This is a genomic window from Deinococcus murrayi DSM 11303, assembly GCF_000482805.1.
Classification (GTDB): Bacteria; Deinococcota; Deinococci; order Deinococcales; family Deinococcaceae; genus Deinococcus; species Deinococcus murrayi.
On sequence record NZ_AXWT01000019.1, the window covers coordinates 49,563 to 75,639 of the forward strand.

Consider the following 26,077-nt stretch of genomic DNA (forward strand, 5'->3'; position numbering starts at 1 on the left):
GGCAATGATTCGGGCCAAGACGCTGCGGGGCGACGTGATGGACTGGCGGGGCCAGACGCGGGGCGTGTGGGTGGACGCCCAGGGGGTGACCCCGGAGGAGCTGGCGCGGCTGCGCTCGGCCTTCTCGCTCAACCCCCTCGCGGTCGAGGACGTGCTGGAACGCGGGCACTGGAGCCGCGCCGAGGTGTACCCCGAACATGCCTTTCTCACCGTGCGTTCCTACGCCCGCCCGGAGGAAGCCGACGAGTTCACCGAGCGGGTCAGCGTCTTTCTCTTCCCGGAGGCGGTGCTCACGATGGGCCACGGCCCCACCCGCGCCCTGGAGCAGGTCTGGGCGCTCGTGGGCCGCGAGAGCGTGAACACCCCCGCCGAGGTCGCCTACGAACTCCTCGACCACACCGCCGACACTTTCTTCAGGCTGGCCGAGACGCTGGAGACGCGGGCCGATGCGCTGGAGGAACGCGTCTTCCGCGACGTGCGCGAGAATCCGGTGGAGGACGTCTTTGACCTCAAGCACTTGCTCGCGCAGGCCCGCCGCCTCGCCGGGGATGCCAGGGACGCGGCGGCGCTGCTCGCCCGGCACACGGACGGCCCCCCCGCCGACCTGGTGCGCTTCCGCGACGCGCAGGACTCGTTCTCGCGGGCGACGGGCCGCTTCGACGCCCTGCGCGAGCAGCTCACCACCCTGCTCGACCTGCACCTCAACCTCCAGAGCCAGCGCATGAACGAGGTCATGCGGACCCTGACCGCCGTGAGCGTCATCTTCTTGCCACTGACCTTCCTGGCGGGGGTGTGGGGCATGAACTTCGAGCACATGCCGGAGCTGCCCCAGCGCTGGGGTTACCCGCTGGCCTGGGGCAGTTTCCTCCTCATCGGCGGGCTGCTCGCCGCCTACTTCAAGCGGCGGGGGTGGTGGTGACCCCAGCGGCTCACTCCAGCGCCCCCACTCCGGTCAGGTGCCGCCCCACAATCAGGGTGTGGATGTCGTGGGTGCCCTCGTAGGTGTCCACCGTTTCGAGGTTGAGCATGTGGCGGATGACCGGATACTCGGTCGTGATGCCGTTGCCGCCCAGCACCTCGCGGGCCAGCCGTGCGCCCGTCAATGCCACCCGCACGTTGTTCCGCTTGGCAAGGCTGACCTGCGCGTAGTTCATGCGGCCCGCGTCCTTGAGGGTGCCCAGCCGCCAGGCCAGCAGCAGCCCCGCCGAGTGGTCGGTCGCCATCCGCACGAGCTTGTCCTGCACGAGCTGACGCCCCGCGATGGGCTTGCCGAAGGTCGTGCGGCTCCCCGCATAGTCCAGCGCCGCCCGCAGCACCGCCTCCAGCGCCCCCATCGCCCCCCACGCGATGCCGAAGCGGGCCGAGGTCAGGCAGGAGAGCGGCGACTTGAGTCCCCCGGAGCCGGGCAGCAGGTTCCCTGCCGGAATCCGGCAATCCTCCAGCACGATTTCGCCCGTCACCGAGGCCCGCAGGCTCATCTTCCGCCCGATTTCGGGGGCGCGGAAGCCCGGCGCGTCGGTGGGCACGATGAAGCCGCGAATCACCCCCTCCTCGTTCTTGGCCCACACGACCGCGAGGTCGGCGGCGGGCGAGTTGGTGATCCACATCTTGCTGCCGCTCAGCACGTACTCGGACCCGTCCCGCCGGGCGCGGGTCCGCATCGCGCCGGGATCAGAGCCGCCGTCGGGTTCGGTGAGGCCGAAGCAGCCGACCAGCTCGCCGGAGGCGAGGCCAGGCAGGTACCGCCGCTTCTGCTCCTCGGAGCCGTATTCATGGATGGGAAACATGACGAGGCTGCCCTGCACGCTCGCCGCGCTCCTGAGGCCGCTGTCCACCCGTTCTAGCTCGTACATCATCGCGCCGTACGCGCTGTAGGACGTACCCGCACCGCCGTAGGCCTCCGGGGTGGTCGGCCCCAGCAGGCCCATGGCCCCAAAGCGGCGCATCACGTCGCGCACGGGCAGGGTGCCCGCGTCCCACCACTCGGCCACGTGCGGCAGCAGCTCGGCCTCGGCAAAGGCCCGCACGCTTTCGCGAATGAGCTTTTCGTCGGGGGAGAGGAGGTCGAAGACGGCGAACTCGTCAATCATGGAAGGCTCCAGGCGTGTGGCTCGTGGCGGGTGGCGGGTGGAGGAGGGGAATGGGCCGAGTTTACGCGCCCGGCAGGCGGTAGATGCGGCGGGCGTTCTCGTCGGTCACGCGCTCCAGTTCGCCCGCGTCCATTCCGCGCAGCCCCGCGACGAACTCCAGGGTGTGCCGCACGTAGCCGGGGCGGTTGGGCTTCCCGCGCTTCGGGACCGGGGCGAGGAAGGGGGCGTCCGTCTCCAGCAGGAGGCGCTCCAGCGGCACCGTGCGGGCGGCCTCCTGAATCTCGCGGGCGTTCTTGTAGGTCACGTTGCCCGCAAAGCCGAAGTGCGCCCCGCGCTCCAGCCCAAAGGCCAGGAGGCCGGGATGCCCCGAAAAGCAGTGCAGGATGACGGGCACCTCTGGCCACGCCGCGAGCACGTCCATCACCCCCCGGTGGGCCGAGTCCTGCCCGGCCCTGTCCCGCACGTGGATGACGAGCGGCTTGCCCACCCGCGCCGCGAGGTCAAGCTGCCACTCGAAGGCGGCGAGCTGCGGCCCCCGCCGCGTGTCGTCCCAGTAGTCGTCCAGGCCGCTCTCGCCGATGCCCACCACGCGGGGATGGGGGGCCAGGGCTTCGAGGTCGGCGCGGGTGCCCGGCGAGTCGTCCCCCGTACTCGTCGGGTGCAGGCCCACGGTCGCCCACACGTCGGGGAACTGCTCCGCGAGGGCCACGGCGTTCCGGGCGTGCTGAGGCCCCGCGCCGATACAGACCATCCCGGTGAGGCCGAGTTCGCCCCGCGCCGAGGCGGGGTCGCCGAGGTAGTCGAGGTGGCAGTGGGTGTCGAACATGGAGAAGAGGGTAGTGGGAAGTGGGAAGTGGGGAAGGTGGGGGAGCCGATAGAGACGTACGCTTTTCACTCCTCCCCCCTTGTGGGGGAGGCTGGGAGGGGGGAGACGAGCCATCCGCCCCCCGGAACCTCCCAGGCCGCCGCCCCGTACCCGCGGGCATGGACTACCGCCTTTTTCCCGAAGTGGCTGAGGAGCGCAGCGCCCCCGGCCTGAAGCTTCAGGTCATCGAGTACGAGGCGCGGCCCGCCTATCCGCCGCTGGAGGGGTATTTCGAGCCGGTCAACCGCCCCGCCCGCACCCGGCAGCTGGCCATTCAGACCGACGGAGCGGGGGTGGTCACCCTGGAGCCGGGGGCGCTGCAATACCTGCGTGGCGAGATTGAGCTGGAGGCAACCCGCAGCGGGGGCGGCGGCCTGGGGGGGTTCCTGCGCGGGGCGGTGGCGGCGGCGGCGAGCGGCGAGGGCCTTTACAAGACGGCCTACCGGGGAGCGGGGACCATCTATACCGAACCTACGCCCCTCCACTTCCTGCTGGGCGAGTTGGAGGGCGAAGACCTGATTGTGGACGACGGCGCTTTTGTGGCCTGCGCGGGCGACATCACGGTCGGGCAGCACGTCAACCGTGGCCTCGCGGCGGCGCTGGGCAGCGGCGAGGGCCGGGTGCAGCCCAAGCTGTCGGGCCGGGGTCTGTTCGCCCTGCAAAGCCCGGTGCCGAGCGCCGAGTTCCAGGTGCTCGACCTGCGGAACGAGACGCTGAAGGTGGACGGCAACCTCGTGCTCGCCTATACGGGCGGCCTCGCCTTCAGCGTCGAGCGCAGCAGCCGGGGCCTGCTGAGCAGCGGGCGCACGGGCGAGGGCTTCGTGCAGGTGTACCGGGGCAGCGGGCGGGTCTGGCTTGCGCCCACGCTGCCGCTGCACCGCCCGGCGCTGCCCTCCGTGCTGCCGGGCTAGGCGGGGTGGGGGGCCAGGGAAGCCGCGCTTTTCGCCCTTCCCTCACCCCCGTCAGGGGAATGCCACCACTCTCATGAGGGGAGAGCGCTAGAGTGCCCGCGTGCTGAGAACCGGGGTTTACGCGCTTCTCGCGCTGGCGCTCTTCGCGCTGGTGTTTTCACGGGTGCCCTCTGCCGGGGCGGGGCCGCAGACCGGTGCTCGCCTGAGCGGGGTGCAGCTCAGCCTCTACCCCGCCCGCGACGCGGGGGCGGTCTGGCGCTTTTCCGCCGAGCGGGTGGTCAGTGACCCCCTGCGCGGGGAGACGCGGCTGACGGGCCTCGCGGACGGCGGGCGCTGGCTGCTTCCGGCGGGGGGCGGCCCGGCTGTGCTGGACGCCACGCTGGAGGCCCCGGACCTCACCATCGATGCGCAGGACAACCTGCTCACCCGTCAGGCGCGGGTCACCCTGGTGCAGCAATGTGCCGACATCGACCTGCGCGGCACCCGCGAGCAGCCCGTGCGCGTCGAGCAGGGGTCGGGCTTTAGCGCTCCCTTCGCCGAGGTGGATTCCCCGGTGCTCAGGGCGCGCATCCCCAACCTGCGCATGAGCTTCGGCTTTGAGATTCTGGAAGCGGGGGTCGCCGACTTTAGCGGAGACCTCGACCCCACTGAAACCTGTGAAAACGGCCAGCGCGTGCCGCTGTCATCCCACCGTCCCGCTCAAGGAGAACCGACATGAAGAAACGCACTGCCCTGATTCTGGCCTTCGCCGTCACGCCCGTGCTCGCGCAGACCGCCGCCGAAAAGCGCATCATCAACATCCAGGGAGCGCCGCGCGGCGACCTGCGCAATGGCCCCCTGACCTTTACGGGAAGTCCGGTGAGGGCGACCGTGAGCAGCCTGCAAATCCAGGCCAAGCAAGCGACCCTGGCCGCGCCCGCCGGGACTCCCCTGACGAACGCCAAGGGCAAGCGCACCGCCAACTTCGAAGGCGACATCACCGTGAGCCGGGGCCGACTGACCGCCAGGGGGGACAAGCTCGCCTACAGCGAGGCCAGCGGCCAGGGCGTGATGAGCGGCAACGCGCGGGCCACCTTTGTGCCCGACGACAAATCGAATGGCGACACCGTGACCATCACCGCTGGGCAGATGAGCCTCGACGTGGACAACAATATCTCGACCTCGACGGGCAACGTGACCCTGAAAAACGGCATCCAGAGTGGCCGCGCCGAACGCCTCGTCTTTGACGAGGACCGCGAACTCGCCCAGCTCACGGGCAATCCGGTTCTGACCCGCGCCGAAAAGGGCAACCAAAAGGAACTCACCATCACCGGGCAGGAGGTCCGCGCCCGCACCGCCGAGAAGACGCTGTACGTGCGCGGCGGGGTGAAGCTCGTGCAGGGCACCCTGACGACCACCGGGAACGCCGTGTACTACGACGACAAAAAGAACGTCGCCTACGTGGTCGGCAACGCGGTCAGCACCGATTCCAAGACCAAGGTGACCGTCCGCGCCCCGGCGAGCGGCGCTCTGGAGCAGCGCACTGACCTGGGCCGGGTGCGGGCGCTGAACACCGCCTACAAGATTCCCACCGAGCAGTTCGAGCTGCGCGGCGAATAGGGGAGCGGGCCGCCGTGTCCCGCCCCCTGCTGCTGACGCTCACCCTGCTGCTGGGGGCGGCGCTGCCGGCTGTCACGTACGCGCAGGAGTCGCCCCCCGCCGCCCCACCTGCCCAGGAGAGCCAGGAGGATGCCGCCCCCGCCGCGGCTGAAGCCGAAACCTCCAGCCTCGAACTCGTGCGCCGGGGGGCCGACGGCCAGGAACGGCGCATCCGCATCGTGCGGACGGGCACCAGCGACGAGACGGGCATCTTTACGATTTGCGGCCCGCAGGAAGGCGAGCCGGAAGACGCGCCCAACGTGGCCGTCTTTTCCGAGTCGGGGCCGGGGGGCGTGCAGATTACCATCGACCAGAACGTCATTCAGGTGCCCCTCGCGGTCGTGACCCAGCGCCCCGCCGCTGAGGGGGAGGGCAGCGACGGGCGCATCGAGGCCAGCGCCGGGACCGCCCGCTTTCTGGACGAGGTGCCGGAGGGCAAGACCGACCGCCTCAGCCGCTGCGCGGTGGAGGTCGTGTCCCAGCCCGCGCCCGGCACCGTGCTCGTCACCCAGGGCCGCACCGAGCTAAAGGGCCAGAAACTCGTCTACGACGAGACGGACGGGGTCGCCCGCATCGATGGCCCGGTCACCTTTACCCGCCCTGGCGATGACGGCCCGCTGACCGGCCAGAGCGAACGCATCGAGGTGGAGGTGGACACCGAGAAGACCGTGCTGATCGGCGCGGTGGTGCTGAACAGTCCCGATGGCCGCGTGAGCCGCGCCGCCCGCGTGGAGTACGACGACCGGGCCAACCTCGCCCGGCTCATCGGCACCGCCGAGCAGCCCGCCGAGAGCACCCTGCGCGGGGACGTGCTGCGGGCTGGAGAGCTGCTGTATGACCTTCAGCGCAACGAGGTGGTGGCCCGCGCCCCACGGGGCGGCACGATTACCGGGGAGTTTCAGGACGGCGAGGAGGGGGAGGTGGCCCCTCCCCGCACGCCCTAGCTTGAGGCGTCAGCCCCGGCCCCCCGCTGCCATTCTTGCAAGCTCCTGACCCCCAGCTCGCGTCCCTGGGCCGCCGCAATCGCCTTCGCGGTCCACACCGCGCCTTCGCGGGTGCTGACGATGGGAACGCCGCGTTCCAGGGCGGCGCGCAGGAGGGGCGAGGCAGTCACGTCGACCAGGAGGTCGGGCAGCGTGTCGCCTTCTTGCTCGCGCAGGACCCGCAGCCCCGCGCCCTCCAGTGTGGCAGCCACCTCGTCTAACCCCTCGCCGAGGAGGAGGGCCGTCCCCGACAGCGGCAGGTGGCTCTTGGCCCCCAGCGCCGCCCGGTAGAAGGCGAGGTACGGGTCCGTATCGAGGCCCATGCTCTCTCCCGTGCTCTTCATCTCCGGGCCAAGAATGGGCAGGACCCCCGCAAACTTGAGGAAGGGCAGGTGGACTTCCTTGACCGCGTACAGATTTGGCGCGGGCGTCTCGGTGAAGCCAATCTGCTCCAAGGTGTGCCCGACGGCAATCCGGGCGGCACTCTTGGCGAGGGGGTGGTGCACGGCCTTGGAGACGAAGGGCACGGTGCGGCTGGCCCGCGGGTTGGCCTCCAGGATGTAGGCCACGCCGTCTTTCACGGCCCACTGCACGTTCATCAGGCCCTTGACGCCAAGTTCCAGGGCGAGGCGCTCGGTGTCCCGTTTCACGCGCTCCAGCAGGTCGGGCGAGAGGCTCACCGGGGGCAGCACGCAGGCGCTGTCGCCGGAGTGAACCCCGGCAGCCTCGACGTGCTCCATGACCCCTGCGACGACCGCTCGCTTCCCGTCACACAGGAGGTCCACGTCAAGTTCGAGCGCCCCCTCCAGGAACTGGTCGAGCAGGATAGAGGGCTGCCCCTCAACGGCGGCGTACACCTCGCTGAGGTAAGCCGACAGCTCTTCGAGGCTGTGCACCGTCCGCATGGCGCGGCCCCCCAGCACGTAGGAGGGCCGGGCCATGAGCGGAAAGCCGAGTTCGGCGGCGAGGGCGAGGGCCTGCGCGGGCGTCTCGGCAACCTTGCCCCGCGGCTGCGGCAGGCCCAGGCGCTCGCACAGGGCGTTAAAGGAGGCGCGGTCTTCGGCCTGGTGGATGGTCTCCGGACTCGTGCCGAGGATGGGTGCCCCCGCCTCCGCCAGCTTTTTTGCCAGCTTGAGGGGGGTCTGCCCGCCGAGCTGCACGATGACGCCCACAGGCTTCTCGTGCTCGACGATATTCATGACGTCCTCGAAGGTCAGCGGCTCAAAGTACAGGCGGTCGGCGGTGTCGTAGTCGGTGGAGACGGTTTCGGGGTTGGAGTTGACCATGATGGTTTCAAAGCCCGCCTCCTGAAGCGCCCAGACCGCGTGCACGGTCGCGTAGTCGAACTCCACCCCCTGCCCGATGCGGTTGGGGCCACTGCCCAAGATGACCACCTTGGGCTTGTCGGTGGCTTTGACCTCGTCTTCCCATTCGTAGGTGGAGTAGTGGTAGGGCGTGTAGGCCTCGAACTCGGCGGCGCAGGTGTCCACCGTCTTGTAGACCGGGGTGGCTTTGGCCGCCTTGCGCAGGGCACGCACCTCCAGCTCGCTCAGCCCCACCAGCTCTCCGATGCGGGCATCACTGAAGCCCAGCCGCTTGACCTCGCGCCAGACCTCGTATTTCCAGCTCTGGATGGGGCCGAGGTCGAGGAGTTCCCGCTCGGCGGCCACGATTTCCTGAAGTTGCGAGAGAAACCAGCGGTCAATCTTGGTGGCGTCGTGGAGGGCCTGCACGCCCTCGCCCCGCCGCAGCAGCTCCAGCACGGCCTCGATGCGGCGGGGGTTGCCGTAGAGCAGGCCCCGCAGCTCCTCTACGCCCATCTCGGCAAAGGCTCCGCGCACGTCCGCCTCAATGCTCCGCAGCGCCTTTTGCACGCTTTCTTTGAAGGTGCGGCCAATCGCCATGACCTCGCCCACCGAGCGCATCTGGGTGCCCAGCGCGTCACTGCTGCCGGGGAACTTCTCGAAGGCGAAGCGCGGAATCTTGGTGACCACGTAGTCGATGGTCGGCTCGAAGGCGGCGGGGGTGACGCGGGTGATGTCGTTCGGCAGCTCGTCGAGGTGGTAGCCGACCGCGAGGAGGGCGGCAATCTTGGCGATGGGAAAGCCCGTCGCCTTGCTCGCGAGCGCGCTAGAGCGGCTGACCCGCGGATTCATCTCGATGACGATGACGCGCCCGTTGTCGGGGTTCACCGCGAACTGGATGTTGGAGCCGCCCGTGTCCACCCCAATCTCGCGGATGATGGCGAGGGACTGGTCGCGCAGCCGCTGGTATTCCACGTCGCTGAGGGTCTGCGCGGGAGCCACTGTGATGGAGTCCCCGGTGTGCACGCCCATGGGGTCAAAGTTTTCGATGCTCGTGATGATGACGACCGTATCGGCGTGGTCGCGCATGACCTCCAGCTCGTATTCCTTCCAGCCCAGGATGGACTCTTCGAGCAGGACCGAATGCACCGGCGAGTCGCGCAGGCCCCCCTCGGTAATCCTCAGGAAGTCCTCGTAGGTGTGGGCGATGCCGCCGCCCGTACCACCCAGGGTAAAGGAAGGCCGGATGACGACCGGGAGGCCCAGTTCTTTTTGGTACTCCACGGCCTCTTCCAGCGAGTGGACCATCTTGCCCCGCGCCGTCTCCACGCCGATTTTCCGCATCGCCGCCTGAAACGCTTCGCGGTCCTCGCCCTTGTGGATGGCCTCGGCATTGGCCCCGATGAGTTCGACGCCGAACTCGGCGAGCGTCCCGTTGGCGTGGAGTTCCATCGCCAGGTTGAGGGCCGTCTGGCCGCCCAGGGTGGGCAGCAGGGCGTCGGGGCGTTCCTTTTCGATAACCTTGCGGACAAACTCCGGCGTGAGGGCTTCCAGGTAGGTGGCGTCCGCGAGGTCCGGGTCGGTCATGATGGTCGCCGGGTTAGAGTTCACCAGGACGACGCGGTACCCCTCCTTTTTCAGCGCCTTGAGGGCCTGGGTGCCCGAATAGTCGAACTCGGCGGCTTGCCCAATCTGAATGGGGCCGCTGCCGAGAATCAGGATGGTCTGGAGGTCGGTACGCTTGGGCATTCCGAGTCCTGAGTATGGCACGGATGGCCGGGGCAAGCCGGGGAAGGACTGTATGACTATGCAGCCCGTCCCCTCAGCGGTGCCGGGGGGGCAGCGCCTGCAAGAAGGTCTGCATGGCCTCCAGAATCTGCGCTTCGGCCTCGGCGCGGGAGACCGCAGGCTGGCCGTCGCCCCGCTGGGGGCCGGAGCGCCCGAAGAAGCTGTGGACCGCCCCCGGCAGCGTCACCAGCTGGGTGCCGGAGGGCAGGCGCTGGCGGCCCTCCCGCACATCGGCGGGGGAGGCCACCCCGTCCCGCTCGGCCAACAGCGAGAGCACGGGCAGACTGAGGTCGCGCAGGTCAGTGTTCGGTGGGGGATAGGCGGCATGCAGGATGAGGGCGTCCAGTCGCTGGGGGAAGCGGGCAGCGTACCCCGCCGCCATCGCGCCGCCCAGCGAGTGCCCCGCCAGCACGACGCGCTTGCCCGCCCCAAAGCGGTCTATCAGCGTGTCGGCGCGGTCAGGGTCAAGGACCGCGAGGTCAAGCGGAAAGACAGGAATCAGGGTCTGCACGCCGCTCGCGGCGAGTGCCCGCCCCAACCACTCGTAGGCCTGCGGGCGCACCCGGCCACCGGGATAGTCAATCAGCAGGGTGTGGGTTTCGCCCTGCGGGGGGCGAATATCGATGACGGGGCCAGCGTCCCGCCGCAAGCTGACGCGGGCGGCCCGGCTCTGCGGCGAGCTGATGGCATCCTGGCCGAGTACAAGCGGGGGCAGCCGCACCGCTTGCACGCCCCGCACCCCGCGCCACGGGAAGCGAGAGAAGACCGCTATGGCCCCAGCATGGCAGGGATGGGGGGAGGGGAGCGCGGGGTTACGCGGCCACGTCCGCCCCGCGGCGGGGACGGCGAACCCGCAGCGCCTGCTCGCTTTCCAGCATCCGCTTCAGCGCCGCCTCGCTGCGGGTGAGGCCCTCCAGCTCCGGCTCCTGACGGCCCGCACGGGGTTCGTAGTCGTCCAGCACCAAGCCGCTCTGATAGCGGTCAAAGATGACCGGGCAGATGTAGCTGCCCCGCGTAACGGCGGGCGTGTTCCCCAGGTCGGCGGCGACGTACTTGACGCACTCCACCAGCGTCCGGCGGGCCTCGCGCTCCGAGGCAGGTGCTCCGGCTTCCGCCAGAAACTCGGCGGCCACCAGCGTGCCGCCCCAGGTGCGGAAATCCTTGGCGGTGAAGGGGCCGATGACCTCGCGCAGGTAGGCGTTGAGGTCGCCGGCGCGGATACGGGAGCGCACGTCCTCCTCCACACTCTGAAAGAGCCAGGGGCCGGGTAGCGCGAGCAGGCGCTCGATGTTCGTCGCCAGGGTGCGGTCGCGCACGGTCTTTTCCTGAAGGATGGCGTGCTTGCCCTTGAAGCGGAAGTGGACGGCGCGGCCCTCCACCGTCACATGTCGCTGGCGCAGGGTGGAGAGGCCGTAGGTCCGGTGGGCGCGGGCGTAGGTGTCGCTCCCCACCCGGAAATGGGCGACGTGCAGCACCCGCGTCATCACCGCGAGCACCTTGCGCCGGGGCAGCCCGGAGGGGCGCAGGTCGGCGGCGGTGACCGTGCGAAGGGTCGGCAAGGCCCCCGCAAACCGCGCCAGCCGTTGCCACTTCTTCAGCGCCCCCGCCTGGAGAAAATCGGGGTGGTAGCGGTACTGGAGCCGCCCCGCCGCGTCGCGCCCGAAGGCCTGAAGCTCGGCGTCCGGGTCGGGCGAGACGTACACATCGATGTAGGCAGGTGGCACCGCCAGCGCCGCGATGCGGGCCAGTCCTTCGGGGTCCACGTACTCTTCCCCGTCCGGCCAGAAGTAGCGGAACTCGCTGGGCTTGTCCCCCTCCCGGCGGAGGTATTCGTCTTGCAGGAGGGCCGTGCGACTGCTCATGCGGGTCAGGATGGACGGGCTGGCCCGGCCCCTCTGTCCGGTCGGGCGCAATCCGGCTTGAGGAGGGCCGAAGGCAACGGGGGGCTACTCCTCCACTTCCATGGGCAGTTGCCAGTCAATCGGCGTCTGCCCGGATTCCTCCAGCGCCGCGTTCACCTTTGAAAAGGGCCGCGTCCCCAGGAACTTCGCCACGCTGAGGGGGCTGGGGTGGGCGGATTCGAGGATGACGTGTTGCGGGTTCGTCACCAACTTCGCCTTCTTGCGGGCGTAGGCCCCCCACAGCACGAAGACCACCCGTGATTCCTTCGCGTTGACGTGCCGAATCACCGCGTCGGTCAACCTCTCCCAGCCCCGGCCCGCGTGGCTGTTGGGTTCGCCCCGGCGCACGGTGAGGACGGCGTTCAGCAGCAGCACGCCCTGTTCGGCCCAGTGCCGCAGATACCCGTGGCGCGGCGGCTGGAAGCCGACGTCGGCCTGCAACTCCTTGTAGATGTTCGCCAGGCTGGGGGGCGGGCGCACGCCGGGCCGCACGGAAAAGGCCAGCCCGTGCGCCTGACCGGGGCCGTGATAGGGGTCCTGCCCCAGGATGAGGACCTTGACGGCCTCCAGAGGCGTGTACCGCAGCGCATTGAACACGTCGGGCGCGGGCGGGTAAACGGTGTGCTGGCGGCGCTCCTCGACCAGAAAGTCCCTCAGCGCGTGGAAATACGGGGCGGCGAACTCGTCGTGCAGCGCCTCGCGCCAAGAGTCGGGCAGGCCCGCTGGAATCAGGGGTTTGGGAGCTTCGGGAGTCGTGCCGAAGAGGCCAGGCTGGTCGGTCATCGGGGGGTTCCTCCGGGGGGCAGACTTGGGGGGGCGGATAGGCTTGGGTGGCAAGCCCCGCGCCACCCGCTCGGCCCGCAGCACCGCCTTTTTGCGGCTGCCATGCTTTTGATAGACGCGCCGGACCTCGGTCTCAAAGGCTTCACTCTCCCGCGCAGCATAGATTCTGGCCCGCGCTGCAGCGCCCGCCTTTCCTTCATCCACCACGGGCGGCGGGTAGGCCAGCCGGGTCGCCCCGCTCCACTCCCAGGGCGCGTGCAGGAAGTCGCCCGGCACGTCCGCGAGTTCGGGCACCCAGCGGCGGATGAACACCCCGTCCGGGTCCTGCTCGCGGGCCTGCCGGGTGGGGGAGTAGATGCGGACGCGGTTGATGCCCACCGTGCTGCTCTGCATCTGCATCTGCGACCAGTGGATGCCGGGTTCGTTGTCCAGCCACTGCCGCGCCAGGAGCAGGCCGGTGGGCCGCCAGTGCAGCCACAGGTGCTGCGAGGCGAAGGAGACGAGCATCGCCCGCATCCGGAAGTTCAGCCAGCCCGTCTCCCGCAGCATCCGCATGCAGGCGTCCACGAGGGGATAGCCGGTCTGCCCGTGCGCCCAGCGGTCGAAGAAGTCCGCGTTCCAGCCAGGGTCGCCCGCGTCCGGGCGCAGGCCATCGAAGGCGCGGTTGAGGTTGCGAACCTCCATCTGCGGCTCGGATTCCAGCCGCTGGATGAAATGGCAGTGCCAGTGCAGGCGGCTCTCGAAGGAGCGCAGGGAGCGCACCCAGCGTTCGTCGGCGTCGGGGTCGCCCTTCACTGCGGCCAGCCGCTGCCGGGTCGCCTGCACGACCTCGCGCAGGGACACGGTGCCAAAAGCCAGGGGCGCGGAGAGGCGCGAGCAGCTCTCCTCGGCGGTGAGGGGACTGCTCATCTCGCGCAGGTAGTTCACGCCGCGCACGGTCAGGAAGCTCTCCAGCGTGGCGCGGGCGACGCTCTCGCCGCCGGGGGGAATGGTCTTGTCGTTCGCTGGAACACCCAACTCCGCGTGGGTGTAGAGGCCGCCGGGCGGGAGGTCGGTGCCGCGCAGCGCGGCGGGCACGGGCACGACCGGGGCCGACATCCGTTCCTCCCAGAGGTCCGCCCAGCCGTCGCGGTCGCGCAGCCTCCGCACCACGCCCGTCTGCGGCAGCTCGGCAAACGGCACCCCGCGTTCCCGCGCCCAGGCCCGCACTCGGCGGTCACGCTGAAAACTCACCATGTTGCCCGTCTCCTCGTGCGCCCACAGCCCGCCCATCGGCACGAGTTCGGAGAGTTCCTCCAACACGGCGACCGCCTCGCCCCGCCGGACGACCAGCCCCGCGCCCAGCGCCCGCAGCCGCCCATCCAGCTCGGCCAGGCACTCATTCAGGTAGGTCAGGTGGTGCCCGGCGAACTCCTCGTGGCCCAGTTGTTCCGGCTCGTAGAGGTAGAGGGGCAGCACCGGCCCCCGTTCCGCTGCCGCCGCCAGTGGGGCGTGGTCGGCAACACGCAGGTCCTTTTTGAACCACACGACCTGAACGGGCGGGCCAGCGAGGGGACGGGGCATCCGCCCAGTCTTCCCCATCCCGCACGGCGGGTCGGTACGCGCCCTCCCAAAGGGGAAGGGACGGGCATCCTGCACCCGTCCCCGCTGATGGCTGATAGCTGACCGCTCCCCTACACCCCCAGCCGCCCCGCCACCGCCTTCACCACTGGCGAGCCGTCCGCGCCGTCAAAGGCGTCGATTTCCTCGATGAAGCGGTCAAAGAGGTAGCGGCTGTCGTGCGGCCCCGGCGAAGCTTCGGGGTGGTACTGCACCGAAAAGACCGGGTAGCGGCTGTGCGCCATGCCCTCCAGCGTGCCGTCATTGAGGTTGACGTGCGTGGCGACAAAGGCCCCATCGGGGATGGACTCGATGTCCACCGCGTAGCCGTGGTTCTGGGAGGTGATTTCCACGTTGCCGGTGAGCAGGTTCTTCACCGGCTGGTTGCCGCCCCGGTGCCCGAACTTCATCTTGAAGGTCTTGCCGCCCGCCGCGAGGCCCAGAATCTGGTGCCCCAGGCAGATGCCGAAGGTGGGCAGCAGGCCCATGAGTTCCCAGGCCGTGCGGTGCGCATACTCCAGCGGCGCGGGGTCGCCGGGGCCGTTGGAGAGAAAGAGGCCGTGCGGTTGCAGCGCCATAATCTGCGCCGGGGTGGTGTGCGCGGGGACCACGATGGGTTCGATACCGACCTCGGCCAGCCGCTCGATGATGGTGTGCTTGATTCCGAAATCCATCAGCACGACGCGCTTGCCGTGCCGCAGGGTGGGAAAGGCGTAGGGCAGGGCGGTCGTGACTTCCCTCGTCATGTCGTGCCCGTCGATGTCCTGATGGTCCCGCGCCCGCTGCACGTAGACCTGCTCCTCGGCGGGGGTGAACTCGCCGTAGGGGTCTTCGGGGTGGGTAAAAGAGCGGTGGGCAATCACACCCTTGACCACCCCGCCTGACCGCAGCCGCCGCACGAGCGCCCGCGTGTCGATGCCCTGGATGGACACCACGCCGTACTGCTGCATAAAGGCTTCCAGCGACTGCTGCGCCCGGTGGTTGGAGTACTCGCCGGAAAACTCGCGCGAGATAAAGCCCCGCACGTAGGGCTTGTTGCTCTCCATGTCGTAAATCGCCACCCCGTAGTTGCCCACGTGCGGGTAGGTGATGGTCACGATTTGCCCGTTGTAGCTGGGGTCGGTCATGATTTCCTGGTAGCCCGTCATGGAGGTGTTAAAGACCACCTCGCCGACCGTCTCGCCCCGGTGCCCGAAGGCGTAGCCCCGGTACACGGTGCCGTCTTCCAGGGCCAGGATGGCGCGTTCTTTCCGAATCATAGGGACCTCCATTCGCGCCTCACGGGACGCGTTTGATGGGAAGAGTGGCCAGCAACCAGCCACCAGCGGCCAGCATACGGGGCATATGCTGGGTTGTGCGTGATTACAGGCAGTTTGTGGTTTGGCAAAAGGCACATGCCTTGGCCCTGCGAGTTTACGTGCTGACGCACTCGTTTCCGGCAGACGAGCGATTTGGATTGACTGCTCAACTGCGGCGGGCAGCGGTCTCGATTCCTTCCAACATTGCGGAAGGAGCGGGAAGGTCCAGCGACACAGATTTTGCCCGGTTCTTGGACATGGCTGGCGGCTCTGCCAACGAAGTCGAATATCAGATGTTGCTTGCCCGCGACCTGGGCTCCATTCCAGAACTGGAGTACCAGACTGTCACCCACCAACTGAGCGAAGTACGCCGCGTGCTCACCAGCTTCCGGCGCCGACTGAAATCTTAGCTGGTGGCTGGAAGCTGGTTGCTGGCCGCTCCTCATCCCAGCTCCCGGAGCATCGCAATCTCATTGCAGTTCTCAAAAAAGGCGCAGCGCTGGCACTCGCTCCAGACCCTGGGATGCAGGTTTGCCTTGTCGATGCGGTGAAAGCCGCACCTCTCGAAAAAAGCCTGCTGGTAGGTCCAGGCAAAGAGGGCCGGAAGGCCGAGGTCGCGGGCTTCGCGCTCGCAGGCCGCGACAAGTTGCTTGCCTAGCCCCCGCCCCTGCATGTGCGGATGAATGGCGAGGCCGCGCACCTCCGCGAGGTCCGCCGCGAGGAGGTGCAAGCCGCAGACCCCGGCCAGGCCGCCGGGTTTGCCCCCGTGCGGTTCAGCCAGCACGAGGTGAAAGTCGCGAATGGTTTCGGCGAGCAGCGACCGGGAGCGCACCAGCATTTGCCCCCGCGCCGCCCAGTAGCCGATGAGTTCGTGAATCGCCTCAATGTCCGGGAGCCGCGCCTTGCGGGTGACCAGCGGGGCCTGCGGATGAATGTCGGGAACAGCGATGGAGTCAAGGCTGAGGAAGGTCATAGGCTGACCTCCCAGAGTGCGGCGGGAAGTCCAGTGCCCCCGCGCCGCCCTACGCCTGCCCGACGCTCACTTCCAGGGGCCGCATCCAGGTGCTGCCGCCGGGGCGCTCGCCACGGGCGCGGTAGGCGCGGACCTGCGGGGTGTCGGGCACGTCGCCCAGAACGACCGCGAGGGGCACTTGCGTAAAGCCGAAGCTCTGCCAGTCGCCCCCCTTGCTGAAGAGGTAGATGGCCCGGTCGCCCCGCGCCCGCGCATACTCCACGGCGCTCATGACCAGCCGCCGCCCCAGCCCCTGCCCCTGCGCCGAGGGCAGCACCGCCGCCCCGCGCAGCAGGGAGGCTCCCTCGCCGTGTTCCAGGCCGATGGCCCCGACGGGTTGGCCGCCGCGCTCCATCACCCAATAGGTCGTGCCGGGGGCCAGCGCCTCTTCGGTGTCCAGCCCCGCCTCGTGAAAGATGCGGCAGACGGTGTCCTTGTCCTGGGGCTGCGCGAGACGAATCTGAACGTTCGAGTCGGTCATGGTGGAGTCCTCCGGAAGGGCGGTCCGGCCAGACCCCCCGGCGGGCGTCCGGCGCGGGTGGATTGTGCGTGCGGGCAGCATAGCGCACGCCCGGCCCGCCGGGGAGCCGCCGTCTCACGACCCGCCCCCTCCGCCCAGCACGTGCTTCCAGGCTTGCTCGTCATGAATCCAGCCCTTGCACACTCCGCTTTTGACCTGGGGCGTCCCCGGCAGCGCGGCGGCCAGCTCGTCCGCATTCACGGGCACGAAGCCCAAGCGCCGCCAGTAGTCCCCCGCCTCCTGCGAGAAGAGGTACACGGTGCGGTCTCCCCGCAAGCTGGCATAGGTCAGCGCCGAGGCGACGAGCGCCCGCCCCAGTCCCTGCGAGCGGGCTTCGGGCAGAACCGCGGTCGAGCGGATGAGGCTCGCGCCCTCGCCGTGCTCCAGGCCGATGCAGCCGCTCGGCACCCCGTTGAGGTCTGCGACCCAGTAGGTGCTGCCCTCTGGGGTCACGCTGGAGGTGTGCAGCCCGCAGCGGGTGAGCAGCTCCACGATGGTGGGGAAGTCGGCGGGCACGGCCTGTCGCAGCTTGACATGCACCGTGTCGAGGGGCGCGGGAACGTGGGTCATGGGGAGGGCCTCCTCTGGGGGCGGGGAAGAAGGTTCAGACGGATTCGGCGGCTTGTGCAGCGCGGGCGGCTTCCTTGAGGAAGAACCGCAAGCCCGCCCCTGCTGCCGCATCCGTGTTCCAGCGGGGAATGACGTGCAGGTGAACGTGCGGGATGTGCTGCCCCCCGGCGGGGAGGACGTTCCAACCCACCGTGTAGCCGTCAGGCCGGACGGTCGCGTCGAGGTGCGCCTTGACCTCGGCGAGCAGGGCGTGGGTGGCGGCGGCTTCCGCCGGGGTGAGGTCGAAGACCGTCTCGCAGGGCCGCTTGGTGACAATCAGGCCGGAATGGGGCAAACCTTCGGAATAGCGGGCGTCCTGGGTGTAGACGCACAGGTCGTTTTCCAGCAGCACTTCCCCACCAGTGAACTCCTCACGGGTCGAGAGGGGATTTTGCGCTGCGTTCTCCAGCCAGTGCGCCCACTCCGCCTCCCGCTTCTTCAGCAGGGTGCCGTCGAGAGTCACCGTGACCTTCACGAGAGGGCCGCCTTGGCCGCCGCAATCGCCTCGCGCACCCGGTCCGGTGCGGTGCCGCCGAAGCTCTGGCGCGAACGCACGCTCTCCTCGACGGTCAGCGAGCGGGCCACGTCTGCGCCCAGGAGGGGATGGGCGGCCCGCAACTCTCCGTCCTCCAGCTCCCACAGGTGGCGGCCCGTGCGCGAGGCCAGCCCCACGAGGCCGCCGACGACCTCATGTGCTTCACGGAAAGGCACGCCCTCACGCGCCAGGAAATCCGCGAGGTCGGTGGCCGTCGAGTACCCGCGGGCCGCCGCCGCTTTCGTCACGTCCGCGTGCCAGACGGTCTTGGGCAGCATCTCGGCGTACAGGCGCAGCACGATGGACAGGGTGTCGTAGGAGTCGAACACACCCTCCTTGTCCTCCTGAAGGTCCTTGTTGTAGGCGAGCGGCGTGCCCTTCACGACCGTCAAGAGGCCCATCAGGTTCCCGAAGAGCCGCCCCGCCTTGCCCCGCGCGAGTTCGGCCACGTCGGGGTTTTTCTTCTGGGGCATGATGGAACTGCCCGTAGTGTGCGAGTCGGGCAGCGTCAGGAAGCCGAACTCGAAGGTGGAATACAGGATGAGTTCTTCCGAGAGGCGCGAAAGGTGCGCCCCCAGAATCGCCGCCGCCGACAGGAACTCCAGCGCAAAATCCCGGCTGCCCACCCCGTCGAGCGAGTTGGCGGTGGGCCGCGCAAAGCCCAGCGCCCCGGCGGTCGCGTGCCGGTCGATGGGCCAGGGCGTTCCGGCGAGGGCGGAGGAGCCGAGCGGCGACTCGTCCATGCGGGTGGCGGCGTCGCGCAAGCGGCCCTCGTCGCGCTCCAGCATCGCCACGTAGGCCATGAACCAGTGACTCAGCAAGATGGGCTGCGCGACCTGCAGGTGCGTGTAGCCGGGCAGGATGACCTCGTCTGGCAGGTACTTTTCGGCCTCGGCGAGCATCACGGCCCGCAGCGCCCGCACCCCGTCCGCGAGGTCGAGAGCCGCTTCCTTCGTGAACAGCCGGAAGTCCACCGCCACCTGGTCATTGCGCGAGCGGGCGGTGTGCAGCTTGCCTGCCACAGGCCCGATGCGGTCGCGCAGGGCGGCCTCCACGTTCATGTGAACGTCCTCGCGGTCGAGCCGCCACTCGAACGCTCCGGCGCGGATGTCGGCCAGGACGGCCTTCAGCCCATCCGAAATCTGCGCCACCTCGTCCGGGGTCAGGATGCCCTGCTGCCCCAGCATCGCCACGTGGGCCAGCGAGCCGCGAATGTCCTGCTCGGCGAGGCGCTGGTCGAAGCCCACCGAGGCGTTGAAGAGTTCCACGAGGCCGTCGGTGGCTTCCGCGAAGCGGCCTCCCCAGAGTTTCTTTTGTTGGGTTGTGTTGGTCATGTTGTCCTTTTGGGCGGCCAGCAACCAGCCGCCAGCCGCCAGCTTCTCAGGGGGATGGGTCGGGCTGGCTGCTGGTCGCTGGAAGCTGGGCGCTGGTTTCACCAGCACCACCGGCCTGCCGTTCCTCCCGCTGCTGAAGGCGTAGTCCTCTTCGGTCTGGACGTAGCCCAGCCGGGTGTAAAATGGCAACACGCCAAGGTTGACCTGGCTCACAGCGAGCAGCACGCGCCGGTAGCCTTCCTGGGCGGCCACGCCCTCCACCTCGGCCACTAATCGGCGGGCCACGCCCTGGCCGCGCACCTCGGGGCGGGTGGCGAGCCGGTTCAAGGTCAGGGTGCCGGGGTCGTGCGGGTCCGGGCGGAAGCCCACGCCGCCGATGATTTCCCCGCCCTCCGTGACCGCCACAAACCCGCCCGCCCTTGGAGCGAACATCGCCGCCTCCAGGTCCAGCACGCTAAGCCCGCTCCACGAGGACCGGGGGTCCAGGCCCGCCCCATGCAGCACGGCCAGAAAGGCCGGCAGGTCAGCGCGGGTCAGGCGGCGGGTGCCGATGCCATCGGGCGCAAAGAAGGTCCAGGTCATGCGGGTTCCAGCCTCAGCGCCATTTCGCTGTCAGAGGGTGAAAAGCCCAGCCTTCCGTACAGCGCTCGGCCCTCTTCCGTGCTGCCCAGCGTGACGGCGTGCGCGCCGCCCGCGCGGGCAAGGTCCAGCAGCTCAAGCACCAGCCGCCGCGCCAGTCCGCGCCGCCGCTGGTCAGGACGCGTCCAGACGTTCACCAGCCGCGCTCGCCGGGGGCTGGGGTGCCCGCGCACCGGCCCCCAGTCCAGCCACACCAGCCCCGCCCCGGCCAGCACCTCGGCCCCTTCGCCCGTCCCGCTGAGCGCGAGGCGGCCCTGGTAGCTGCCGCTCAGCAGCGCCCCGCGCACCCAGCCGGCATAGACCGGGCGCTCCGGGGCGTCGGCCTCGGCGGGGTAGCGGTGCGCCGCAATGGTGTCGGCGTCCGCCGGGGTAGCGGGGCGAAAGCTCAGCACGGCGCTTTTACTTCCCCTGGGCCTCGGACTCCCCTTTGGCCTCAACCCGTGCCTGCACGCGCATCCGCAGGGCGTTCAGCTTGATAAAGGCCCCCGCGTCGTGCTGGTTGTAGTCGCCGCCCGCCTCGAAGGACACGAGGTCCTTGTCGTACAGGCTTCGTTCGGCCTTGCGGCCCACCACGGTGCAGTTGCCCTTGTATAGCTTCAGGCGGGCCGTGCCCGTCACGCTGCGGGCCACGTGGTCGAAGTAGACCTGGAGGGCCTCGCGCTCTGGGGCAAACCAGAAGCCGTTGTACACGAGTTCGGCGTATTTGGGCGCAAGCTGGTCGCGCTGGTGCAGCACCTCGCGGTCCAGGGTCAGGCTCTCGACGGCGCGGCGGGCGTGGTACAGCAGCGTGCCGCCGGGCGTCTCGTACACCCCACGCGACTTCATGCCCACAAAGCGGTTTTCCACGAGGTCGATGCGGCCCACCCCGTGCCGCCCGCCGAGTTCGTTCGCCCGTTGCAGCAGGGCAGCGGGGCTGAGGCGCTCGCCGTTCAGGGCCACCGGGTCCCCGTTCTCGAACTCCACCTCCACGTACTCGGGCGCGTCCGGCGCGTCCTCCGGGCTGACGGTCAGCTTGAACATGTGCGCGGGCGGCTCGGCCCAGGGGTCTTCCAGAATCCCGCCCTCGTAGGAGATGTGCAGCAGGTTGGCGTCCATGCTCCAGGGGTCCTTTTTCGTGGTGGGGACCGGAATGCCGTGCTCGCGGGCAAAGGCTTCGAGGTCGGCGCGGCCCTGAAAGTCCCAGTCGCGCCAGGGAGCCACGGTCACGATGTCGGGCTTCAGCGCGTAGGCGGTCATCTCGAAGCGCACCTGGTCGTTGCCCTTGCCCGTCGCCCCGTGCGAGACGGCGACCGCTCCTTCCTTCCCTGCGATTTCCACCATCTTCTTGGCAATCAGGGGCCGCGCAATCGAGGTGCCCAGCAGGTAATACCCCTCGTACAGCGCCGCAGAGCGGAACATCGGAAACACGTAGTCGCGGACGAACTCTTCTTTCAGGTCGAGGGCGTAGGCGGCCACCGCGCCGGTATTGAGCGCCTTGACCCGCGCTTCTTCGACCTCATCCCCCTGGCCGAGGTCGGCGGTAAAGGCCACGACGTCGTAGCCGCGCTCGGTCTGGAGCCACTTGAGGATGATGGAGGTGTCCAGCCCGCCCGAATAGGCGAGGACGATTTTGGGTCGGTCGGCGTGGGTCATGGGTCCATTCTCTCCTGTGGGGGGTGCGCCACACGAAAATCCCCCGGTGCACGAGCCTCCGGCCTGTCCGTCGAGGAAGGCCGCCAGCTCAGCGTCGGGGGGGCAAGGTGGGCATGGGTGTATGGATATACGCCTAGAGCGTATAGCTATTCATCAAGGTAGCAGCCCTGGCGTGGGGGGTGCAAGGGCTGCCCGCAAAAAACCCCCGGCCTCAGGGACCGGGGGAGGGGGTGGGGGAGAGACGGGCCTCAGCGAACGCGGTAGTCGAGGCCCAAGCGCACGCCCGCGCCGAAGCCGAAGCCCGACCCGGCGGTCGTCACGCCGATGGTGGGGCCGACATTGCCCTCCACGAACACGCTGATGGGCTGAGCCACGTTGTAGCGCAGGCCGCCCAGCACGTGCGGGTAAGCCGAAACACCGACGACCGAGCCGACCGCCGCACCCGCGCCCAGGCCGAAGCCGTAGTAGGGGCTGAGGCCACCAAAGTTCTGACCGCTGATGTTCTGGAGGTACGCCACCTCGCCGCCCACCCGGAAAGCCCCCGCAAACAGCCCGGTGGTGCTGAGGTTCAGGCCGTAGCGCACGGCAGAGTTGGTCGTCAGGTCGGTCTGGTAGTGCAGGCCCGTCGTGGTGCCGATGTGCCCACCGATGGAGTCCGCCGCCGCCGTCGAAACGGCCCCCAGGGCCAGAAGTCCGAGCATCGTCCTCTTCATGAGGCCAGCTTAGGGGGCTGGCCCCGCCCCGCAACACCCTGCAAAACCTTTAGAAAGCTGCTGGGTCAGTGCTCATGGACGCGGGGCGAGCGGGAGCGCCCGCCGGGACAGCGCGGGACAGTGGGGCCAGAGTCAGCAGGTATGTTGACGGTCATGACCCTTGCCGTCATCTCGGTCATCGCTGGTCTAGCCCTGCTCGTCTGGAGTGCGGACCGCTTTGTGGAAGGGGCGGCCATGACCGCCCGGCATTTTGGGATGCCCGCTCTGCTTATCGGCATGGTGGTGGTGGGCTTCGGCACCTCGGCCCCCGAACTGGTGGTGTCGGCCCTCGCGGCCCTGCAGGGCAATCCCGGCATCGCGCTGGGCAATGCTTACGGCTCGAACATCGCCAACATCGGTGTGATTCTGGGCCTCACCGCCCTGCTCAGCCCCGTCACGGTGCGCTCTCAGGTGCTGCGCAGCGAGCTGCCGCTGCTGCTGGCGGTGACGGCCCTCTCCGGGTGGCTGCTGCGGGACGGCTCCCTGACGACCGCCGAGGGGGTCCTCATGCTGCTGGTCTTTGCGCTGCTGCTGGGCTGGTCCATCTGGCGCGGGCGCAGCGGGGGGGACGCCCTCGGCGACGAGATGGGCGAAGAACTCGCCTCCCATCCCCTGCCCCTGCGGCAAGCCCTGTTTTGGTTGGTGGCGGGCCTGCTGCTGCTGGTGGGCAGCTCGCGGCTGCTGGTCTGGGGGGCGGTCGAGATTGCCAGCGGCCTGGGCGTCAGCGACCTGGTGATTGGCCTGACCATCATCGCCATCGGCACCTCGCTGCCCGAACTGGCCTCGGCCATCATCGCGGCCCGCAAGGGCGAACACGACCTCGCCCTGGGCAACGTGATTGGGTCTAACCTCTTTAACACCCTCGGCGTCGTCGGCCTCGCCGCCGCCATCGCGCCCATCGCCGCAGGACCAGAGGTCCTTTCGCGGGATTTCTTCGTCATGGGGGGGCTGACCCTGGCCCTGTTTCTGATGGGCTTCGGCCTGCGGCGACCTGGCCGCATCAACCGCCTGGAGGGAGGTGGCCTTCTGCTTGCCTACGGCGCATACCTGACCGTCTTGCTGCGCAGCGCGTTTTGAGAGGGAGAGACCGGAGGAGGCAGGGGAGGGGGAAATCAGCGCACCAGCTCTGGCCCCAGCTGCCCCACCTGCGACTTGCCGCACAGGGCGAGCGCGAGCCGAAACTCGTCTTCGAGCAGCTCTAGCGTGCGGCGCACGCCCGCTTCGCCGCCCGCCGCGAGGCCCCACAGCGCCGGACGGCCCAGAAAGACGGCCCTGGCCCCCAGCGCGAGCGCCTTGACCACGTCCGTGCCGCGGGTGACCCCCCCATCGAGGTAGACCTCGACCTTGCCGCGCACCGCGTCCACTATTTCGGGCAGCGCCTCGATGCTGCTCACGGCGGTGTCGAGCTGCCGCCCGCCATGGTTGCTCACCCAGATGTGACAGCCGTGCTCTGCGGCGAGCCGGGCGTCCTCGGCGGTCAGGATGCCCTTGAGGACAACCGGCAAGCGGGTTTGGGCGTGCAGCCACTCCAGGTCCCCCCAGGTAAAGGTCTTGTCCACCAGGGTCGCGAAGTAGTTTGCGAGCTGCGAGCCGCTATCCGTCTCCATGCGGGCGAGCTGCTCGCGGGTCCCCAGGTTGGGCACCTGGAGGTGCGGCGGCAGGGCAAAGCGGTGGCGCTCGTTCGCCTCGCGGCGGCCCAGAAAGGGCGCGTCCACTGTAAAGACCAGGGCGCGGGCGCCGCTCGCTTCCGCCCGCTGGATGACGCCCCGGCTCAGCTCGCGGTCGGTGCAGAGATAGAGCTGGAACCACAGCCGTCCCGCCGCCGCCTCGCCCACCGTCTCGATCGGCGTGTTGGAAAAGGTCGAGAGGGTCATCACGCTCTGCCGCGAGGCCGCCGCCCGCGCTGTGGCGACCTCAGCATCCGGGTGCGCGAGGCCGTGAAAGGCGCTGGGAGCGATACCGATGGGCGAGCGCAGGGGCAGGCCCAGCACCTCAGTGCTCGTGTCAACCTGCGACACGTCCACCAGCACGCGGGGCCGCAGCTTCAGCCGGGCGAAGGCAGCGCGGTTTTCCCGCAGGGTGAGTTCGTCATTCGCGCCGCTCGCGTAGTACTCCAGCGCGTTGCGGTCCAAACGCGAGCGGCCCAGGGCTTCGAGGTCCGCGAGGTTGACGGCGCCCGCGAGGTCGGGCGTCTCCGCGTCCGGCAGGTTGGGGGTGGTCATGGGTCAGGGTAGCGGAAGGGAAAGGAAGCTGACAGCTCCCTGCGGCGCGGTGGTCCACACTGCGGGCATGTCCCGGCCCCCACCCCGATTCCCTCCCGGTCCCGGCCAGGAAAGTGTTTGGGACTCCCCGCGTCCGCCCCGGCTGGAGCGGACCGCCCGGCGGGTGGAGGTCTGGCTGGGCGGGGTCAAGATTGCCGACACGACCGGAGCTTACCGGGTCCTCGAAACCAGTCACCCGCCCACCTATTACCTGCCCCGCGAAGCCTTCCGGCCCGGTGTACTGACCCCCGCTCCTGACAGCAGCGTCTGCGAGTGGAAGGGCGAGGCGTCGTACTGGACCCTCTCGGCGGGCGGCAAGGTGGCCGAGGGCGCGGGCTGGAGCTACGAGCGGCCTGCGCCCGCTTTTGCGCCCATCGCCGGATACGTCGCCCTGTACGCGGGCCGCATGGACGAGTGCCGGGTGGACGGCATGCGCGTGACCCCGCAGCCGGGCGGCTTTTACGGCGGCTGGGTGACGCCCGACGTGGTGGGGCCGTTTAAGGGCGAGCCGGGAAGCTGGGGATGGTAGGCGAGCTGCTACCCTCAGCCCATGACGGCTTCTGACGCGGCGGTTCGTACCCGGCTCACGGCGCTGGCCCAGGCGCTGCGCCACTTCCATTCGGCCCTGCTCGACTTCGCCAAAGGCGAGTACGAGTTCTTGCACGGCCCGGTGAAGGGGCCTTTCGAGCTGTACTCGCTCGTCATGAATCACCCTTCTTTTCAGTGGCTGCGGCCCCTCTCCGGGTTGATGGCGACCCTCGACGAGGTGCTGGACGCCAAAGACACCCGCCTCACCTCCCAGAACGTAGCCGACGTGCGCCAGGCGCTGGGTCTGCTCTTTGCCGAGACGGACACCCGCTTTGCCGACTTCCGCGCCGGGTACGCCCGCGCCAGAGGAGACCTCCGCGTGCGCGAGACCGAGGCGCAGTGGCGGGCGACGCTGAGTCGCCTGGAGGCCTGAATCTTGAAGCTCGTCGTGGGCCTGGGCAATCCGGGGAGCCGTTACGAGCGGACCCGGCACAACGTCGGCTGGCTCGTCGTGGAGGAGGTCGGGCGGCGTTGGGGGGCCACGTGGCGAGCGCAGGGGGACGCGCACGTCGCGGAGGTCCGGCTGGGTCCGGCCCCCGGCACCAAGGTGCTTCTCGTCAAGCCGCAGACCTTTATGAACGCGTCGGGCAAGGCGGTCGCGCCCCTCGTGGCCTTTTACAAACTGGAGCCGGGGGCGCTGCTCGCCGTGCAAGACGACCTCGACAGTCCCTTTGGGCTGCTGCGGCTGCGCCAGGGCGGGCGGCACGGCGGCCAAAACGGGGTGCGCGACCTGATTCGGGCGCTGGGCACCGAAGTCTTTCCGCGCCTCAAAATCGGCATTTCGCGGCCTCCGGTGGGCTGGGAGGTGAGCGACTGGGTCCTCAGCAAGTGGCGCGAGGAGGAAACGGGCACGCTGGAGCAGCTCGTTCGGCTGGGGGCAGACGCGGTGGAGGTCTGGGCGCAAGAGGGCCTCGCCGCTGCGCAGGGCCGCTTTAACGGCACCGACCTGCGCCCCCCGCCGGCCCCCGTGGCCGAGCGGCCCGCCGCGCCAGAGCCAGCGCCCGGCGGCAGCGACCCCGGCGTATCCTGACGGGC

At 69.2% G+C, this 26,077-nt stretch carries 26 protein-coding genes and 1 pseudogene; 10 read left to right on the plus strand and 17 right to left on the minus strand.

Annotation, left to right across the window (positions count from 1 at the left end; all coding sequences use genetic code 11):
- Nucleotides 1-4: 4 nt before the first annotated feature.
- On the plus strand, nt 5-919 hold the full coding sequence (locus H565_RS0104155) for a magnesium transporter CorA family protein (protein WP_027459934.1): 915 nt from the start codon (nt 5-7) through the stop codon (nt 917-919).
- Between the two features lie 10 nt (nt 920-929).
- On the opposite strand, the gene H565_RS0104160 is transcribed toward H565_RS0104155, so the two are convergent.
- Together H565_RS0104160 and H565_RS0104165 are read right to left on the minus strand one after the other, a co-directional pair.
- Nucleotides 930-2,090, minus strand: a complete 1,161-nt coding sequence (locus tag H565_RS0104160; RefSeq protein ID WP_027459935.1) for an acyl-CoA dehydrogenase family protein — start codon at nt 2,088-2,090, stop codon at nt 930-932.
- A 61-nt stretch (nt 2,091-2,151) separates the two neighbouring features.
- Entirely contained in the window at nt 2,152-2,916 is a 765-nt protein-coding gene (locus H565_RS0104165; RefSeq protein ID WP_027459936.1) for a TatD family hydrolase, read from the minus strand.
- 158 nt (nt 2,917-3,074) lie between these two features.
- Here H565_RS0104165 and H565_RS14285 point away from each other — a divergent pair, with 158 nt between their 5' ends.
- From H565_RS14285 to H565_RS0104185, 4 genes are all read left to right on the plus strand, one after another.
- A complete protein-coding gene (locus tag H565_RS14285; protein ID WP_034408346.1) occupies nt 3,075-3,866 on the plus strand; it encodes an AIM24 family protein in 792 nt (263 codons plus the stop codon).
- 100 nt (nt 3,867-3,966) lie between these two features.
- Nucleotides 3,967-4,584 (plus strand): hypothetical protein, encoded by a 618-nt coding sequence (locus H565_RS0104175; protein ID WP_027459937.1) that lies wholly within the window; start codon nt 3,967-3,969, stop codon nt 4,582-4,584.
- Nucleotides 4,581-5,465, plus strand: a complete 885-nt coding sequence (locus tag H565_RS0104180) for an LptA/OstA family protein (RefSeq protein ID WP_027459938.1) — start codon at nt 4,581-4,583, stop codon at nt 5,463-5,465. The genes H565_RS0104175 and H565_RS0104180 overlap by 4 nt, the downstream gene beginning before the upstream one ends.
- 14 nt (nt 5,466-5,479) lie before the next feature.
- Complete coding sequence (locus H565_RS0104185) at nt 5,480-6,448, plus strand: LptA/OstA family protein (RefSeq protein ID WP_034408349.1); 969 nt, start codon at nt 5,480-5,482, stop codon at nt 6,446-6,448.
- Here the strand turns inward: H565_RS0104185 and carB are convergent.
- The 5 genes from carB to carA form a co-directional block, all read right to left on the minus strand.
- A complete protein-coding gene (gene carB / locus H565_RS0104190; protein ID WP_027459940.1) occupies nt 6,445-9,540 on the minus strand; it encodes a carbamoyl-phosphate synthase large subunit in 3,096 nt (1,031 codons plus the stop codon). The genes H565_RS0104185 and carB overlap by 4 nt on opposite strands.
- Before the next feature lie 73 nt (nt 9,541-9,613).
- Entirely contained in the window at nt 9,614-10,318 is a 705-nt protein-coding gene (locus tag H565_RS14290) for an alpha/beta fold hydrolase (RefSeq protein ID WP_051363409.1), read from the minus strand.
- Between the two features lie 73 nt (nt 10,319-10,391).
- On the minus strand, nt 10,392-11,441 hold the full coding sequence (locus H565_RS0104200) for a DNA topoisomerase IB (RefSeq protein WP_027459941.1): 1,050 nt from the start codon (nt 11,439-11,441) through the stop codon (nt 10,392-10,394).
- An 84-nt stretch (nt 11,442-11,525) separates the two neighbouring features.
- On the minus strand, nt 11,526-13,826 hold the full coding sequence (locus H565_RS15675; protein ID WP_051363410.1) for a uracil-DNA glycosylase: 2,301 nt from the start codon (nt 13,824-13,826) through the stop codon (nt 11,526-11,528).
- 110 nt (nt 13,827-13,936) lie between these two features.
- Nucleotides 13,937-15,121, minus strand: coding sequence for a glutamine-hydrolyzing carbamoyl-phosphate synthase small subunit (gene carA / locus H565_RS0104210; protein ID WP_027459942.1), 1,185 nt, complete (start codon nt 15,119-15,121; stop codon nt 13,937-13,939).
- Between the two features lie 95 nt (nt 15,122-15,216).
- Here carA and H565_RS0104215 point away from each other — a divergent pair, with 95 nt between their 5' ends.
- Nucleotides 15,217-15,570, plus strand: a complete 354-nt coding sequence (locus H565_RS0104215; RefSeq protein ID WP_027459943.1) for a four helix bundle protein — start codon at nt 15,217-15,219, stop codon at nt 15,568-15,570.
- 32 nt (nt 15,571-15,602) lie between these two features.
- Here H565_RS0104215 and H565_RS0104220 read toward each other — a convergent pair whose 3' ends face one another.
- From H565_RS0104220 to H565_RS0104255, 9 genes and pseudogenes are all read right to left on the minus strand, one after another.
- Nucleotides 15,603-16,133 carry an N-acetyltransferase gene (locus H565_RS0104220; protein WP_027459944.1) on the minus strand — a complete coding sequence of 177 codons (531 nt, stop codon included), beginning with the start codon at nt 16,131-16,133 and terminating at the stop codon, nt 15,603-15,605.
- A 49-nt stretch (nt 16,134-16,182) separates the two neighbouring features.
- Nucleotides 16,183-16,653, minus strand: coding sequence for a GNAT family N-acetyltransferase (locus H565_RS0104225; RefSeq protein ID WP_027459945.1), 471 nt, complete (start codon nt 16,651-16,653; stop codon nt 16,183-16,185).
- Between the two features lie 114 nt (nt 16,654-16,767).
- Entirely contained in the window at nt 16,768-17,262 is a 495-nt protein-coding gene (locus H565_RS0104230; protein ID WP_027459946.1) for a GNAT family N-acetyltransferase, read from the minus strand.
- A 34-nt stretch (nt 17,263-17,296) separates the two neighbouring features.
- Nucleotides 17,297-17,776, minus strand: a complete 480-nt coding sequence (locus tag H565_RS0104235; RefSeq protein ID WP_027459947.1) for an HIT family protein — start codon at nt 17,774-17,776, stop codon at nt 17,297-17,299.
- Entirely contained in the window at nt 17,773-19,170 is a 1,398-nt protein-coding gene (gene argH, locus H565_RS0104240) for an argininosuccinate lyase (RefSeq protein ID WP_027459948.1), read from the minus strand. Before argH ends, H565_RS0104235 begins: the two co-directional genes overlap by 4 nt.
- Before the next feature lie 153 nt (nt 19,171-19,323).
- Nucleotides 19,324-19,752 (minus strand): annotated as a pseudogene (locus H565_RS16775) (GNAT family N-acetyltransferase); the annotation flags it as partial.
- Nucleotides 19,749-20,201 carry a GNAT family N-acetyltransferase gene (locus H565_RS0104245; RefSeq protein WP_245576156.1) on the minus strand — a complete coding sequence of 151 codons (453 nt, stop codon included), beginning with the start codon at nt 20,199-20,201 and terminating at the stop codon, nt 19,749-19,751. The gene H565_RS0104245 and the pseudogene H565_RS16775, both read right to left, overlap by 4 nt.
- 7 nt (nt 20,202-20,208) lie before the next feature.
- A complete protein-coding gene (locus H565_RS0104250) occupies nt 20,209-21,441 on the minus strand; it encodes an argininosuccinate synthase (protein WP_027459950.1) in 1,233 nt (410 codons plus the stop codon).
- A gap of 248 nt (nt 21,442-21,689) precedes the next feature.
- On the minus strand, nt 21,690-22,154 hold the full coding sequence (locus H565_RS0104255) for a hypothetical protein (RefSeq protein ID WP_027459951.1): 465 nt from the start codon (nt 22,152-22,154) through the stop codon (nt 21,690-21,692).
- Nucleotides 22,155-22,307: 153 nt separating this feature from the next.
- On the opposite strand from H565_RS0104255, the gene H565_RS0104260 reads away from it, so the two are divergent.
- Nucleotides 22,308-23,270, plus strand: coding sequence for a calcium/sodium antiporter (locus H565_RS0104260; protein ID WP_027459952.1), 963 nt, complete (start codon nt 22,308-22,310; stop codon nt 23,268-23,270).
- Between the two features lie 35 nt (nt 23,271-23,305).
- Here H565_RS0104260 and H565_RS0104265 read toward each other — a convergent pair whose 3' ends face one another.
- Nucleotides 23,306-24,415 (minus strand): alpha-hydroxy acid oxidase, encoded by a 1,110-nt coding sequence (locus tag H565_RS0104265; RefSeq protein WP_027459953.1) that lies wholly within the window; start codon nt 24,413-24,415, stop codon nt 23,306-23,308.
- A gap of 67 nt (nt 24,416-24,482) precedes the next feature.
- Between H565_RS0104265 and H565_RS0104270 the strand changes: the two genes are divergently transcribed.
- The 3 genes from H565_RS0104270 to pth are packed head-to-tail and all read left to right on the plus strand — an operon-like array spanning nt 24,483 to nt 26,072.
- Nucleotides 24,483-24,983: a DUF427 domain-containing protein gene (locus H565_RS0104270; RefSeq protein ID WP_027459954.1), complete on the plus strand. Its 501-nt coding sequence runs from the start codon at nt 24,483-24,485 to the stop codon at nt 24,981-24,983.
- Between the two features lie 21 nt (nt 24,984-25,004).
- Nucleotides 25,005-25,415 (plus strand): hypothetical protein, encoded by a 411-nt coding sequence (locus H565_RS0104275; protein ID WP_027459955.1) that lies wholly within the window; start codon nt 25,005-25,007, stop codon nt 25,413-25,415.
- A 3-nt stretch (nt 25,416-25,418) separates the two neighbouring features.
- Nucleotides 25,419-26,072 (plus strand): aminoacyl-tRNA hydrolase, encoded by a 654-nt coding sequence (pth, locus tag H565_RS0104280; protein ID WP_027459956.1) that lies wholly within the window; start codon nt 25,419-25,421, stop codon nt 26,070-26,072.
- Nucleotides 26,073-26,077 lie beyond the last annotated feature (5 nt).

Coding starts and splice junctions, on each gene's coding strand:
- H565_RS0104155 (WP_027459934.1), top strand. CDS start 5: ATGATTCGGGCCAAGACGCTGCGGGGCGACGTGATGGACTGGCGGGGC.
- H565_RS0104160 (WP_027459935.1), bottom strand. CDS start 2,090: ATGATTGACGAGTTCGCCGTCTTCGACCTCCTCTCCCCCGACGAAAAG.
- H565_RS0104165 (WP_027459936.1), bottom strand. CDS start 2,916: ATGTTCGACACCCACTGCCACCTCGACTACCTCGGCGACCCCGCCTCG.
- H565_RS14285 (WP_034408346.1), top strand. CDS start 3,075: ATGGACTACCGCCTTTTTCCCGAAGTGGCTGAGGAGCGCAGCGCCCCC.
- H565_RS0104180 (WP_027459938.1), top strand. CDS start 4,581: ATGAAGAAACGCACTGCCCTGATTCTGGCCTTCGCCGTCACGCCCGTG.
- carB (WP_027459940.1), bottom strand. CDS start 9,540: ATGCCCAAGCGTACCGACCTCCAGACCATCCTGATTCTCGGCAGCGGC.
- H565_RS0104200 (WP_027459941.1), bottom strand. CDS start 11,441: ATGAGCAGTCGCACGGCCCTCCTGCAAGACGAATACCTCCGCCGGGAG.
- H565_RS15675 (WP_051363410.1), bottom strand. CDS start 13,826: ATGCCCCGTCCCCTCGCTGGCCCGCCCGTTCAGGTCGTGTGGTTCAAA.
- carA (WP_027459942.1), bottom strand. CDS start 15,121: ATGATTCGGAAAGAACGCGCCATCCTGGCCCTGGAAGACGGCACCGTG.
- H565_RS0104220 (WP_027459944.1), bottom strand. CDS start 16,133: ATGACCTTCCTCAGCCTTGACTCCATCGCTGTTCCCGACATTCATCCG.
- H565_RS0104225 (WP_027459945.1), bottom strand. CDS start 16,653: ATGACCGACTCGAACGTTCAGATTCGTCTCGCGCAGCCCCAGGACAAG.
- H565_RS0104230 (WP_027459946.1), bottom strand. CDS start 17,262: ATGACCCACGTTCCCGCGCCCCTCGACACGGTGCATGTCAAGCTGCGA.
- argH (WP_027459948.1), bottom strand. CDS start 19,170: ATGACCAACACAACCCAACAAAAGAAACTCTGGGGAGGCCGCTTCGCG.
- H565_RS0104250 (WP_027459950.1), bottom strand. CDS start 21,441: ATGACCCACGCCGACCGACCCAAAATCGTCCTCGCCTATTCGGGCGGG.
- H565_RS0104255 (WP_027459951.1), bottom strand. CDS start 22,154: ATGAAGAGGACGATGCTCGGACTTCTGGCCCTGGGGGCCGTTTCGACG.
- H565_RS0104260 (WP_027459952.1), top strand. CDS start 22,308: ATGACCCTTGCCGTCATCTCGGTCATCGCTGGTCTAGCCCTGCTCGTC.
- H565_RS0104265 (WP_027459953.1), bottom strand. CDS start 24,415: ATGACCACCCCCAACCTGCCGGACGCGGAGACGCCCGACCTCGCGGGC.
- H565_RS0104270 (WP_027459954.1), top strand. CDS start 24,483: ATGTCCCGGCCCCCACCCCGATTCCCTCCCGGTCCCGGCCAGGAAAGT.
- H565_RS0104275 (WP_027459955.1), top strand. CDS start 25,005: ATGACGGCTTCTGACGCGGCGGTTCGTACCCGGCTCACGGCGCTGGCC.